The sequence below is a fragment of the Micromonospora sp. CA-111912 genome (assembly GCF_050948415.1).
Classification (GTDB): domain Bacteria; phylum Actinomycetota; class Actinomycetes; order Mycobacteriales; family Micromonosporaceae; genus Micromonospora.
The window spans coordinates 4,473,247-4,486,782 of the sequence record NZ_CP192007.1 but is presented as its reverse complement, the minus strand read 5'-3'; the positions used below and the strand labels follow the sequence as shown (position 1 = coordinate 4,486,782).

10 protein-coding genes are annotated in these 13,536 nt (G+C 71.5%); 8 read left to right on the top strand and 2 right to left on the bottom strand.

Translation table 11 applies throughout. From position 1 onward, the window contains the following. Window positions 1-3 precede the first annotated feature (3 nt). The 4 genes from ACQPZO_RS18705 (at window position 4) to ACQPZO_RS18690 (ending at window position 4,827) form a co-directional block, all read left to right on the top strand. Window positions 4-1,146, top strand: a complete 1,143-nt coding sequence (locus tag ACQPZO_RS18705; protein ID WP_433342681.1) for a fatty acid desaturase family protein — start codon at window positions 4-6, stop codon at window positions 1,144-1,146. A 489-nt stretch (window positions 1,147-1,635) separates the two neighbouring features. Beyond that, complete coding sequence (locus ACQPZO_RS18700; protein ID WP_433342680.1) at window positions 1,636-2,349, top strand: cupin domain-containing protein; 714 nt, start codon at window positions 1,636-1,638, stop codon at window positions 2,347-2,349. A gap of 34 nt (window positions 2,350-2,383) precedes the next feature. Next, window positions 2,384-3,241 carry a TauD/TfdA family dioxygenase gene (locus ACQPZO_RS18695; protein WP_433342678.1) on the top strand — a complete coding sequence of 286 codons (858 nt, stop codon included), beginning with the start codon at window positions 2,384-2,386 and terminating at the stop codon, window positions 3,239-3,241. After that, window positions 3,238-4,827, top strand: a complete 1,590-nt coding sequence (locus ACQPZO_RS18690) for a pyridoxal phosphate-dependent aminotransferase (RefSeq protein WP_433342676.1) — start codon at window positions 3,238-3,240, stop codon at window positions 4,825-4,827. Before ACQPZO_RS18695 ends, ACQPZO_RS18690 begins: the two co-directional genes overlap by 4 nt. Here ACQPZO_RS18690 and ACQPZO_RS18685 read toward each other — a convergent pair. Further along, a complete protein-coding gene (locus ACQPZO_RS18685; protein ID WP_433342675.1) occupies window positions 4,814-6,196 on the bottom strand; it encodes an aldehyde dehydrogenase family protein in 1,383 nt (460 codons plus the stop codon). The two genes, ACQPZO_RS18690 and ACQPZO_RS18685, sit on opposite strands and share 14 nt — an antisense overlap. Window positions 6,197-6,410: 214 nt before the next feature. Here ACQPZO_RS18685 and ACQPZO_RS18680 point away from each other — a divergent pair, with 214 nt between their 5' ends. The 4 genes from ACQPZO_RS18680 to ACQPZO_RS18665 are packed head-to-tail and all read left to right on the top strand — an operon-like array spanning window position 6,411 to window position 10,315. Then, window positions 6,411-7,181, top strand: coding sequence for a BtpA/SgcQ family protein (locus tag ACQPZO_RS18680; RefSeq protein WP_433342673.1), 771 nt, complete (start codon window positions 6,411-6,413; stop codon window positions 7,179-7,181). Next, entirely contained in the window at window positions 7,178-8,233 is a 1,056-nt protein-coding gene (locus ACQPZO_RS18675; protein ID WP_433342672.1) for an SIS domain-containing protein, read from the top strand. Before ACQPZO_RS18680 ends, ACQPZO_RS18675 begins: the two co-directional genes overlap by 4 nt. 50 nt (window positions 8,234-8,283) lie before the next feature. Further along, entirely contained in the window at window positions 8,284-9,300 is a 1,017-nt protein-coding gene (locus ACQPZO_RS18670) for an LLM class flavin-dependent oxidoreductase (protein WP_433342671.1), read from the top strand. 4 nt (window positions 9,301-9,304) lie between these two features. After that, on the top strand, window positions 9,305-10,315 hold the full coding sequence (locus ACQPZO_RS18665) for an aldose epimerase family protein (protein ID WP_433342669.1): 1,011 nt from the start codon (window positions 9,305-9,307) through the stop codon (window positions 10,313-10,315). 54 nt (window positions 10,316-10,369) lie between these two features. Here ACQPZO_RS18665 and ileS read toward each other — a convergent pair whose 3' ends face one another. After that, window positions 10,370-13,492 carry an isoleucine--tRNA ligase gene (gene ileS / locus ACQPZO_RS18660; protein ID WP_433342667.1) on the bottom strand — a complete coding sequence of 1,041 codons (3,123 nt, stop codon included), beginning with the start codon at window positions 13,490-13,492 and terminating at the stop codon, window positions 10,370-10,372. Between the last annotated feature and the right edge of the window lie 44 nt (window positions 13,493-13,536).

Genomic DNA, 13,536 nt, shown 5'->3' with positions numbered 1-13,536 from the left:
GACTTGACCACGATCCAGAAGAAGCCCGTCAACCCGATCGCCCACCTCACCGCCGAGGACATCGACACCCTGGGCAGGGAGCTCGACGCCATCCGTGACCGGGTGATCGCCGGCCGGGGGGAGCAGGACGCCGCCTACATCCGCCGGGTGATCTCCACCCAGCGCCGGCTGGAGCTGGGCAGCCGGGCCGTGTTGCTGTTCTCGCTCTTCCCGCCGGCCTGGCTGGTCGGCACCGCCGGCCTCGCCGTGGCCAAGATCCTCGAGAACATGGAGATCGGCCACAACGTCCTGCACGGCCAGTGGGACTGGATGCGCGATCCGAAGATCCACTCGACCACCTGGGAGTGGGACCACGTCTCCCCGGCCGAGCAGTGGAAGCACTCGCACAACGAGCTGCACCACACCTACACCAACGTGATCGGCAAGGACAACGACCTCGGGTACGGCATCATGCGCGTCGACGAGGAGCAGCGCTGGCACCCGATTCACCTGGGCCAGCCGCTGTGGAACCTGATCAACGCCTGCTTCTTCGAGTACGGCATCGCCGCGTACGACCTGGAGCTGGGCCGCAACCTGCGCAAGGGCCGGCACAAGGCCCCCGAGTTCCGGGCCCGGGCCCGGGCGGTCGGCCGCAAGATCCGCCGACAGTTCCTCAAGGACTACATCATCCACCCGTTGCTGTCCGGGCCGTCGTTCCTCAGCACCCTGGCCGCCACCTTCACCGCGAACCTGATCCGCAACCTGTGGAGCCACTCGGTGATCATGTGCGGGCACTTCCCGGAGGGGGTGGAGACCTTCGAGAGGAGGTCCATCGTGGGGGAGACCCGGGGCGAGTGGTACCTGCGGCAGATGCTCGGCTCGGCCAACATCAGCGGCAGCCGGCTGATGCACATCATGACCGGCAACCTGTCGTTCCAGATCGAGCACCACCTCTTCCCGGACCTGCCGAGCAACCGTTACCAGGAGATCGCCCCCGAGGTGCGGGCGCTGTTCGCGAAGTACGGCCTGACCTACACCGTCGGCCCCCTGCCGAAGCAGGTCGCCTCGGCCTGGTGGAAGGTCATCCGGCTCTCCCTGCCCAACCGCTCCACCCCGGCCCCGCGCCCGGCGGACGACCTGCCCACCCCGGCGCTGGCCCACGTGTAGCCGGCCGTAGCGTCCGAGCCCGGTCGGCCACCGCCGACCGGGCTCGACGACGCTCCCGCAGCGCGGCCCCGCACTGCTGGTGGTCCTGCACCAGGGAACTGCGGGGCCAGGGCGACCAGGTGCTGGGGAGGATCACCGGTCCGCCCGCCGGCCCGGCTCCGGGAGACCGCCAGGCACGGATCGCCGCGCTCGGTGCGGCGATGCGGAAGGACCTCGGGTTCACATTCGTGAGCCTGATCCGCTTCGCTGACCGGCCTCCGGGTCGCCCAGCAGGCCATGTCGCGACCGGGCGTGGCCTTTTTGCGCCCCGGCGTCGTCAAAAGGACACGGCCAATGGCTGTCATGGTTATCGGAACTGCCCCCGTCGTGGGTATCCTGACCTGGCCATATGACAGTGCGTCAATGTGTTGCAGCTTTCGGTGACTTCATAACTGTTTCGAGCTTCGGTAGCCTGATCAACAACCGGTGTGTTGACTACGGAGGGTACCAATGGCGCAAACTAACCGCTCCGTTGTTTCCATGGTGGATTCCTTGAGCCATGAGCTCGAGAACCTCGATCCGCGTGAGCGTCGAGAGTTGTTGATGCAGATGGTCCGGCTCCTCGCGGCCACCCCGGGCACGCACCTCCAGACCGGTAGCGGCGTGTCCGACCGGGCCGGAGAGAACCGCGCGGTGGCGCTCTGCGAGTGGGCCCTCGACGCAGGGGCCACGGAGAGTGAGCAGCTGCTCAAGGTCGACATGCGGCCCGGCGAGATCCAGATCGCCAAGACGCGCGAGGCGACCGGCCGGTCGTTGATCACCAATGGGTTCCTCGGCGCCGACCTCATCCATGTTCCCGCGGGCGAGGGCTTCGCTCCGCACACCCACCCCGGCGATCACCTTCTCTTCGTGGTGGGCGGTCGTGGCACCATCACCGCCGCCGGCGAGATCCTGGAGACCACGCCCGGCCTGGTGTACATGGTGGATGGCGCGCAACCGCACGCGGTCGGCGCGATCACCGACCACGTCCTGCTCTCGGTGGGCGTCGCCCACCAGCCGCTCGACAGTGCGAACCGGCAGGAACTGAGGCCGTTCGAGGACCTGCTGACCGACGACGGGCACATCGTCTGCCGGATCTGCGGCATCAAGGCCGGCAGCGGGGACGAGTTGCGTGCCGCGGGGTGCTCGCACGGTCCCGTCGTATTCGGCGCCACCGGTGCCTGACAGTCCAGGGCCGACAGCCACGCGTGGGAGCTTTTTGGAGCGACCCCACGACCGGCACATCCCGAAGCGGGCCGAACTCCTCGGCGGTCGACCGCTGCCCCAGCCCGAGCTGGTGCCGGAGCCCGTGCCGGTCGGGTGCCCGGTGGGCCAGGTCGAGGCGGTGCTGCGGCGCCAGCTCACCGAGCACGGACTCGGCCTCGTCGACCTCGGTGAGCCGATGACCAGCGCTCACCTGCTGGAGCTCGGCCAACGGTTCGGCGAGATCATGCCGGAGACCGACCCGGCTGTGCTGCCCAACGTCGAGGACGGCCGGATCCTGCACCTGATCAGTGCCGAGGGTGACACCGCCGACGCCACGCGGCAACCGTTCGCCACGAGCGCTCTGAGCCTGCACACCGAGGGCAGCGGGCGACCGGCCGGTGACCAGCCGCGATACATCGTCCTGATGTGCCTGCACGCCGGGGACGACGAGAACGCCGCGCAGACCGTCCTGGTCCCGTTCGCCGGGGTCGACGAGCGGCTCCTGCAGACCGACCGCGAGATCCTCGCGCACGTCCGGTACGACCGCCCCGGCGTGCCGCCGATCCGGCGACGGGTGGGCGGGCGGGCGGTCTTCTCGTTCCGCGACTTCCAGGCCGACACGCTGCGCTGGGTGTCCGACACCGACCAGTTCGACGCCGCGGCGGTCCGCGACGCCCTCGCCGCACTGCTCGCCGGGATGTACGAGGGCGGCGTCGCCCGCGGGCTCCAGTGGCGCCGTGGGCTCCTCGCGGTCCTGGACAACACGTACGCCTTCCACGGCCGATCCGCGGCGCCGTTCCACGGCTCGACCCGGCACCGGCATCTCAAGCGACTGCGGATCACGGACCGATCGGGGGAGATGGCCGGATGACGGATGTCAAAGGGCTGTTCGGCGACGTCGGAGAGCCTCGGCTGTCGGTCGTGCCCGCCGAGGTCGAGCTGCTCGCGGCACAGCGCCCCGACCCCTCGCGGGTGCCGATGGCCCTGGACCCGGGCCCCGACGCGCGGCTGCTGGAGGTGTACGCCCGAGCGGTGAACCCGCAGGACCCGATCGAGCTCCGCGATCTCTACCTGGGCCGGGTCGAGTGCGAACTCGGGGTGGAGAGCCACCGTCCCGACCTGGCGGCCCGGTGGCGACAGTCCCGGCGCAGACGTGAGGTCGACGCCGCCGCGGTGCTCAACTCACGGGCGACCGTACGTTTCGTCAAGGAGCTGTTCAACTCCTACTTCCGCGACGACCTCTACGGTGACCTGCGCTCGCAGGCGGGGATCATCCTCTCCAGCGGGTCCGTGGACGAGGAGCACTGGGGTCTGCCCGGCCCGTTGAAGGACTGCATCGCCTACGCCCTGAGCCGGGACTGGTACGGGTACTCCGACTCCCGGGGCCGCGAGCCGGCCCGGGAGGCGGTCGCGGCGTACGAGTCGGCCCGGCTGCCCAGCGCGGGATACACGGCTGACAACGTCGCGCTGACCATGGGCGCGACGCTGGCGATCAGCACGGTGGTCGACTTCATCCTGCTCGAGGCGAGCCCTGGTGGCGCCGCGTCGCTGTGCGCCATACCCAACTATCCGCCCCTGGTGGAGTCGGTGGCCCGTCGAGGGCCGGTGTCGCTGGTGCCGCTGTCGTCCAGCGCGGACGGTCGGACGTCGCTGCGACCGCTGATCGACGCGCTGCGTCCGGACACGCCGATCGTGTTGCTCCAGACGGCCGCGAACCCGACCGGCGCCCTGGTCTGCGAGGACGAGCTGGAGCTGCTGATCAAGTCCGCCTCGCCGAACACCCTGATCGTGCTGGACGAGTGCCACGAGTGGTTGGGGGAGCCGGTGCCCACCTCACCGGCTCGCGCCGCGGCCAACGTCATCCGGGTCAGCAGCCTGTCGAAGAACTGGTCCGCCCCGGGCCTCAAGGTCGGCTGGCTGATGGCGGACAGCGGCTTCATCGATCGCTACTACGAGTACGCGTCGACCACCTTCGGCGGGCCGCCGTCGTTTTTCTACACGGTGGTCGAGGTGCTGGCCCGGATGGAGCGGTGGCTGGTCAGCGGTGACGAGGAGTTGACCCCCGCGCACTGTCGGGAGTTCGAGTCGACGTACGGCCTGCGCCTGCCCGGCCTGCAGCGCGCGTACGACAACTACCGGGTCGAGCGGAGGTCCCGGGAACGGTCCCTGACGCTGATCCGCGACGCCTACCACAACGGCATCGAGTTGCCGGGTGTCTCGGTGCTGCCGGCGCGCTACTCCATCAACCTGACCACGTCGTTCGATGACCACGAGGACTCGTACCTCTGCTTCCGGGAACTGCTGCGGGAGACCAACGTGTCCCTTTTCCCCGGCATCCTGACCTTCTGCCTCTCCGGCGCGTTCATGCGGCTGACGACGTCCCGGCCCTGGCCGGACTTCGCCGAGGCGATGCCCCGGCTGCGGCGCTACCAGGAGCGTGCGGTCAGACCAGTCTGACCGTCACCGTCTTCGGTCGCTGGAACTCTGTGAGGGCGAGGACGCTCAGGTCGGTGCCGTGACCTGACGATCCTCGCCCGCCGTGCGGCAGTTCGGGGCACTGCTCCAGCACGCAGTTGACCCACACCTCCCCGGCGTCGAGCGCCCGGGCGACGGAGAGCAACTGGCCGGTCCCGGCGCCCCAGACGCTGCCGGCCAGCGCCTGGTCGACACTGTTGGCCAGGCGGACGGCGTCATCGATGTCCTCGGCGGCCTGCACGGTCAGGCAGGGGCCGAACAACTCGTTGGCGACCGCCGGATCGTCGGGTTCCAGGTCGGCCAGGATCCGCCCTTCGGCCCAGTAGCCCTCCTCGTGGGAGTCGTGGCCGAGCGCCAGCCCGGCGGCGTGGCTCACCCCGGCGGCGGAGCCCGAGAGGATCTGCCGGTAGCGGCGGATCTGGTCGGCGTTGTTCAGCGGGCCGAACGAACGGCCCGCCTGCCGCTGGCTCATCGCCTCGGCGAGACGGTCCACCACCTCGGCGTAGTTCGACCGTAACGTGATCACCCGGGCCGGTGCGGCGCAGCTCTGCCCGGCGTTGTAGGTGGCCGCGCCGGTCAGGTCGGCGTAGGTGTGCTCGGGCGCGTCCGGCAGCACGATCGCCGGGCAGTTGCCCCCGAGTTCCAGGCTGACCCGGCGCAGCCCCGCCCGGGCGGCCACGTCCCGCCCGCCGGCGATGCTGCCGGTGAACGCGATCGCGTCGATGGGACTCTCCACCAGCAGCCGGCCCGTCGCCCGGTCGCCGGGCAGTGCGTTGAGCACTCCCGGACCGAGCGAGTCCCTGGCGTCCCTGGCCAGCAGCAGCGCGCTGTCGGGAGTGCTCTCGGCCGGCTTGAGGAGCACCGCGTTCCCCGCGGCGAGCGCCGGCCCGATGCGCCAGGCGGCCATCAGGATCGGATAGTTCCACGGCACGATCGTGCCGACCACGCCCAGCGGCTCCCACCGCACCCAGCTCTCCCGGTCCGGGAGGTGATGCCCGGCAGCGGGCGCCAGCGCGGCGCGCACGGCGCCGGCGTAGAACCGCAACAGGTCGACGCTGTCGCGGATCTCGCCTTCGGCCTCGTGGGCGGGCTTGCCGGTGCCGGCCTGTTCGGCGGCGACGTACTCGCTCAGGGCGCCGTCGATCCGGTCGGCGAATGCCAGCAGACGACGACTCCGCTCGCCCGTCGGCAGCCCCGCCCAGGACCGCTGGGCCTCCCGCGCCGCCTCGACCGTGTCGGTGACCGTCGACTCGCCCGCACCGGCCAGGCCGGCGCGGTTCCGCCCGGTCCGTGGGTCGGTGAGCCGGAGACCGGTCGGCGAATGCGGGACGTCAACGGTTTCTACGGTCATGGGCATGATCCTATCCGCAGTGGAGAGCCCGATCCGGGTCCCGTGGCCCCGCCTGCCATGCGGTCGGCCGGACACCTGTGAGCCCGGGCCGCCATCGACTACGCTCGCCGGGCACGGGGAGCGCGCCGGTGGAACGGCCGACGACAGGGCCCGGCGGGGCTGTGAGGGAGATGCCATGGGACTGCCGGGGCCGACCAGAACCTGTTATGGGGTCGTGCATCTGGCCCCGCTGCCCGGTACTCCGTTCTACGAGCCCGATTCGTTGCGCCATACCCTGGCCCGCGCGGTCGACTCGGCGCGCGCCCTCGACCGGGGTGGCGCGCACGGCTGCCTGCTGCAGACCGCGGACCGGGTCTACGGGGTCGAGGACGACTGCGATCCCGCCCGGCTCGCGGCCGTCACGGTGATCACCGAGGCCGTCCGGGCGGCGACGGGCCCGGCCTTTCAGGTTGGCGTCCAGATCATGCGGAACGCGACCAGGGCGTCGCTGGCCGTCGCGAAGGTCTGCGGCGGGGGTTTCGTCCGGGTGGGCGCCATCGTCGGTGAGACGTTGAGCTGGCAGGGCACGGTGCGACCCGATCCCGCCACGGTGATGGCGTACCGCCGGGCCATCGACGCGTGGGACGTCAAGGTGATCGCCGATGTCGCCAGCATGCACTTCAGTTGGCCGAACGGCGACAAGCAGCCCGGCGAGGTGGCCCGCTCGGCGATGAACGCGGGCGCCGACGCCGTCTGCCTGGGCGACCCGGACGAATCCCGTACCCTCGAGCTGATCTCGCAGGTCAGGCGCGCGGCCCCGGCGGCTCCGATCTACCTGGCCGGTCACACGGACCACGACAACGCCGCTCGGCTGGTCGGTGCCGCCGACGGCGTCTTCGTCGGTAGCTGCGTCACCGTCGGCGGCTGGGCCGGGGATGTGTCCGAGCAGAAGGTCCGGTCGTACATGGAGATTCTGAACTCGCTGCCGCACCGGGAGACCGCATGAGCTCCTACACGGTGGCCGCGATGCGCGCGGAGGTCGACGGCCTCGCCTCCGACCTGGCCGTGCTGACCGGGGTGCTCGGCACGCAGCTGGACAAGCTGCGCTCCGTCGAGCCGGTTCCCCGCCGGATCGTCCTGTCCGGCAGCGGGGACTCCCTGTACGCCGCCCAGGCGGCCGAGTACGCCTTCGACCGGCTGCCGCGCACCACGTGCGTGCTCCGCAGCACGCAACGCCTGCTCGACTACGGCGTCGGCCGATCGCTCTCGGAGCCCGCCGCGGCGACCCTGGTGGTGGGCGTCTCGGCCTCGGGCACCAGCGCCACGCTGGCGGCCGGGTTGGAACGGGCCCGGGCGGACGGCTTCCGTACCGTCGCGATCGTCGGATCCGCCGACACTCCCGTGGGCCGCAGCGCACACCACAGCGTCACCACGGAGCTGCCGAAGCGCCCGCCCTGCCCGGGGATCCGGAGCTACCAGGCCAGTCTTCTCACCCTCCTGCTCCTGGCGCAGGGATGGGCGGACGCCTCGTCGCACCCCGCCGTGCTCGGGTCCGGCGGGCTCGCCGCCCTGCCGGACCTCGTGGAGCGGACGGTGCGGCAGCAGGTGGAGCCGTGCCGACAGTTGGCAGAGCAGATCCTGCGGACGGCTCCGGTGCAGGTGCTGGGTGGGGGGCCGGCTCTGGGAACGGCACGGTACGCGGCGGCGAAGGTCATCGAGGGTGCCGGCGTGCCGGCGCTGGGCCGGGATCTCGAGGAGTGGTGGCACGTCGAGCGGTTCGCCACCGAGGCCGACGCCCCCCTGATCGTGCTGGCACCGCCGGGGCCCAGCCACGAGCGCGCCGTGCGGCTGTGCGCGCAGGCCCGCGGCCGCGGTCACCTGGTGGCCGCGTTGGCCGAGCCCGGCGACGAGGAGATCCGGGAACAGGCGCACCTGGTGCTGCCGCTGCCCGAGGGGTGTTCCCCGGCGTGGTCCCCCCTGATCGAGCACGTCTTCGCCGCGCCGCTGGCCGCCGACCTGGCCGAACTGCTGGGCCGGGTCCCGTTCCACCGTCGTTGACGGCGTCCGCAGGTGGGCGACGGGCCGGCGGAGACCCTAGGGTCGTCGCCATGGACGCTGTCAGCCCGGCCCGCGACGGCCACGCGCACACCCTGCCCCCGACGAGGCTGTACGGCGACGCCCTCCGGTTCGGGATCCACTCCGGGCAGTTGCACGGCAGCTACGAGATCTGCCGTGATCTCTGGCGGCGGGCGGAGCAACTGGGCTACGACTGGATCTCGCTGATCGACCATCTGCGGCCGCACCTGTACGGCCCCGACCAGTCCTGCTTCGAGGGCATGACGCTGCTGGCCGCTCTCGCCGCGCAGACCGAGCGGATCCGCTGCGCCATGCTGGTCACCGGCGCGATGTGGCGTCATCCCGCCGTCACCGCCGCCGCCCTGGCCACCATCGACCACGTCTGCGACGGGCGGCTCGAGGTGGGCCTCGGCGCGGGCGGACCGGATCTGGCCTACGAGCAGTACGGCATCCCGTTCCCCGCCGCCGGGGAGCGGCTGGACCGGCTCGAGGAGACCTGCGAGATCCTCCGGCGGCTCTGGACGGAGCCCGAGACGACGTTCGAGGGGCGGCACTTCCAGCTGGACCGGGCCCGGCTCGCGCCAAAGCCCCGGCAGGCCCACGTGCCGCTCGTGGTGGGCGGGAGCGGGGTGCGGCGGACGCTGCGGACAGCGGCCCGGCATGCCGACATCTGGAACACCCTCGCGACCACCACCGAGGACTACGGTCGCCAGCTCGCCGCCCTGCGTGGGCACTGCGTGGACGTGGGGCGCGACGAGGCCAGCATCCGTCGATCGGTCACGTTCCGGGCGGTGCTGGTCGAGCGGGCGTCCGGCGTCGACGCGCGATCGGCGGAGCTGTTGCGCGGAGCGCCGGACGAGGTGCGCGCCGAGTACCTCAGCTTCGGCACGCCCGAGCAGTGCGTGGCGGACCTCAGGCCGTATGTCGACCTCGGCGTCCGGGACTTCCTCCTGGCGGTCAAGCCGCCGATCGACTGGCAGACCGTGGAACTGATGATCACGCGGGTGGCCCCGGCGCTACGTGAGTACGCGTCGACGCGGGAGGTCTGAGAAGATGACGCGGCCCGACGCGACGCGCGTGCGACAGCGGCAGGTCGGCGTGACCGGCCCCGACGGCCCCGACGCCGGACGCGCCGTCGACGAGATCACGCTCTCGGCGGGCGACATCGACGTGACGGTCTGGACGTACGGCGCGACCCTCGTCGAGGTGGTGGTGCCCGACCGGGCCGGCGACCGGAGCAACGTCGTGTGCCGGCTGCCGGACCTGGCCGCGTACGAGGACCGGGCGCTCAACGCCTATGTCGGGTCCACCGTCGGGCGGTACTGCCGTGGCGTCCGGGACGGGACCTTCGTCCTCGACGGCACCCGGTACGCGCTGGACCGCAACGCCGGCCGCCACCACCTGCACGGCGGCACGAACGGTTTCGACCGCCGGGTGTGGCAGGCCCGCGTCGAGGAGGGCCCGGACCAGGTGGCGGCGGTCCTGACGCTGGTCAGCCCGGACGGGGACCAGGGATACCCTGGGGAGTTGACCGCCGAGGTGGCGTACCGCCTGCACGCCGCGGGCCGGCTCACCTTCGAGTACCGGGCGTCGACCACCGCCCCGACGCTCGTCGGCCTCACCAACCACGCGTTCTGGAATCTGGCCGGTGCGGGGACGGTGGACACCCACCTGCTCGCGCTCAACGCCGAGCGGATCGTCCCGTTCGACGAGGAGCTGTTCCCGCTGACCGGTCCGCTGTTCCCGCTGGCCGGGACCCGCCTGGACTTCCGCGCCCCGCGCCGCATCGGGGCCGCCCGGCTGGACAACTTCTTCGTCCTCGACGAACCACGGTGGGCCGCCGAGCTGCACGACGAGCGCAGCGGTCGCCGGATGCGGGTGGTCACCGACCAGCCGGGGCTCGGTGTGTACAGCGGCGACGGTTTGTTCGCGCCCCGCGCGGGGCTGGCCCTGGAGGCCGGCGCGTGGCCGGACGCGCCGAACCTTCCGGACGTGCCGTCGGTCCGGCTCGACCCCGGGCAGACCTACCGGCACCGTACGGTGCACGAGTTCTCCGTCGGTTGACCCGGCCCGTCGCGCCCCGGCCCACCCACGTGGGTGGGCCGGGGCGCGACGACGTCAGGCCTTGCGGAGCCAGAACGTCAGGCCGAGCGACTCGTCGGCGAACGGCTCGGGGTCGGCCCACGACGGTTCCCCGTCGGCGCAGTCGGCGGCCAGCACCTCATCCGCGACCAGGTCGCGGTGCTCGGCGAGGGCCAGGGCCGTCTCCTCCCGGGTCGCCCGGTACCGCAGCACGATCCGGTCGGTCACGTCGAGGCCGCTGGCCTTGCGTGCCTCCTGGATCTGCCGGATCGCGTCGCGGGCCACCCCGGCCCGCCGTAGCTCGGGCGTCAGGTGCAGGTCCAGCGCCAGGGTGGCACCGGCATCGCTGGCGACCGCCCAGCCCTCGCGCGGCGTCTCGACGATGATCACCTCGTCCGGGCCGAGGGTGACGGGCTCGTCGCCCACCACGACCGTCGCGGAGCCGGACTCCCGCAGGGAATCCTTGAGGGCGGTTGCGTCGGCCGCCGCGATCGCCGCGGCCACCTGCTGCACGGTCTTCCCGAACCGCCTGCCGAGGGTGCGGAAGTTGGCCTTCGCGGTGGTGTCCACCAGCGATTCGCCGGCCCCGCCCACGGCGGTCACCGACCCGATGTTCAGCTCGGCGGTGATCTCCGCCAGCAGCTCCGCGGACAGCTCCTCGAAGCCCTGTGCCGAGGCCAGCGCCCGGGACAGCGGCTGCCGGACCTTCATCCCGGAGTCGGCACGGGCGGCGCGGCCCAGCTCGACCAGCCGGCGCGCGAGCGCCGACTGCCGGGACAGGGCCGGGTCGATCAGGGACTCGTCCGCGACCGGGTACGGGGCCAGGTGCACCGACGGCGGCGCGTCCGGGGTGACCGGCACGACCATGTCCTGCCACACCCGCTCGGTGATGAACGGCGTGATCGGCGCCATGAGCAGCGTGACGGTGCAGAGCACCTCGTGCAGGGTGGCGAGCGCCGCCGGGTCGCCCCGCCAGAAACGCCGCCGGCTGCGCCGGACGTACCAGTTGGAGAGGTCGTCGACGAACGCGGCCAGCAGCCGGCCCGCTTGGTGGGTGTCGAACGTGTCCATCGCGGCGTCCACCTGCTGGACCAGCGTGTTCAGCTCGGAGAGCAGCCACCGGTCCAGGACCGGCCGGTCCGCGGGGGCCGGGTCGGCGTCGGACGGGGACCAGCCGGCGGTCCGCCCGTACAGCGCCTGGAAGGCCACCGTGTTCCAGTAGGTCAGCAGGATCTTGCGGACCACCTCCTGGAGCGCGGTGTGCCCGACCCGTCGCGCCGACCAGGGCGAGCCGACGGCGGCCATGAACCAGCGCACCGCGTCCGCGCCGTGCTGGTCCATCAGGGGGATCGGTTCGAGGATGTTGCCCAGGTGCTTGGACATCTTCCGGCCGTCCTCGGCCAGGATGTGGCCGAGGCAGACCACGTTCTCGTACGGCGACCGGTCGAACACCAGCGTGCCGATCGCCATCAGGGTGTAGAACCACCCCCGGGTCTGGTCGATGGCCTCGGAGATGAACTGCGCCGGGTACCGCTTCTCGAACAGCTCGACGTTCTGGTACGGATAGCCGAACTGCGCGAACGGCATGGAACCCGAGTCGTACCAGGCGTCGATCACCTCGGGAACCCGCCGGGCGGTCGCCCCGCAGTGGCAGGTGAACGTGACGTCGTCGATGAACGGCCGGTGCGGGTCGAGCCCGGTCACGTCGGTCCCGGTCAGCTCACTGAGCTCGGCCAGCGACCCGACGCAGGTCAGGTGCTCGTTCTCGCAACGCCAGATCGGCAGCGGGGTGCCCCAGTAGCGCCGCCGCGACAGCGCCCAGTCGACGTTGTTGTTGAGCCAGTCGCCGTACCGGCCGTACTTCACCGTGGCGGGGTGCCAGGTGGTGCGGTCGTTCTCGCGCAGCAGGGCCTCGCGCACCGCGGTCGTCCGGACGTACCAGGAGGGCTGGGCGTAGTAGATCAGCGCGGTGTGGCAGCGCCAGCAGTGCGGGTAGCTGTGCTCGTACGGGACGTGGCGGAAGAGCAACCCCCGGGCGGCCAGGTCGTCGATGAGCGGGCGGTCCGCCTCCTTGAAGAAGACGCCGCCGACGAGGGGTAGTTGCGGCTCGAACCGGCCGTTGGGCTGCACCGGGTTCACCATCGGCAGACCGTACGACCGGCAGTTCGCCAGGTCGTCCGCGCCGAAGGCCGGCGCCTGGTGGACCAGGCCCGAGCCGCTGTCCGTCGTCACGTACGACGCGAGGATCACGATGTGCGCGTCGGGGATGTCGACCAGGTCGAACGGCGCGCGGTAGCCCCACCGTTCGAGCTCCTGGCCCTTGAACGACTCGCCGGTGAGGTCCCAGCCGTCGCCGAGCACCTGGGCCATCAGGGGCTCGGCGACCACCAGCTGCTCGTTGCCGTCGGTCGCCACCACGTACGTCACGTCGGGGTGCACGGCCACCGCGACGTTCGACACCAGGGTCCATGGCGTGGTGGTCCAGACCAGCAGCGACGCCCGCCCGGCCAGCGGCCCCGAGGTGAGCGGGAAGCGGACGTACACCGACGGGTCGACGACCGTCTCGTACCCCTGGGCGAGCTCGTGGTCGGACAGGCCGGTCTCGTCCCGGGGGCACCACGGCGCGACCCGGAAGTCCTCGACCAGCAGGCCCTTGTCGAAGATCTGCTTCAACGACCACCAGACGGACTCGATGTACTCCGGGTCCATCGTCCGGTAGGCGTCGTCCATGTCCACCCAGTAGCCCATGCGCTCGGTGAGGCGGGCGAACGCGTCGGTGTGCCGGGTCACCGACTCGCGGCAGCGGGCGTTGAACTCCGCGACGCCGAACTTCTCGATGTCCTGCTTGCCGGAGAAGCCCAGTTCCTTCTCGACGGCCAGCTCGACGGGCAGGCCGTGGCAGTCCCAGCCCGCCTTGCGGGCGACGTGGAAGCCCTTCATGGTCTTGTAGCGCGGGAAGACGTCCTTGAAGACCCGGGCCTCGATGTGGTGGGCTCCCGGCATGCCGTTGGCCGTGGGCGGCCCCTCGTAGAACACCCACTCCGGGCGGCTGCTGGACTGTTCGAGGCTGCGCGCGAAGACGCTGTTGGCGTGCCAGAAGTGCAGGACCTCGTGTTCGAGATCGGGCAGATCGACCTGAGTCGGGACGCTGCGGTACATGGTTCCTCCGACGGATGCATGGGGTGAAGCTCCGGCGGAGGGAC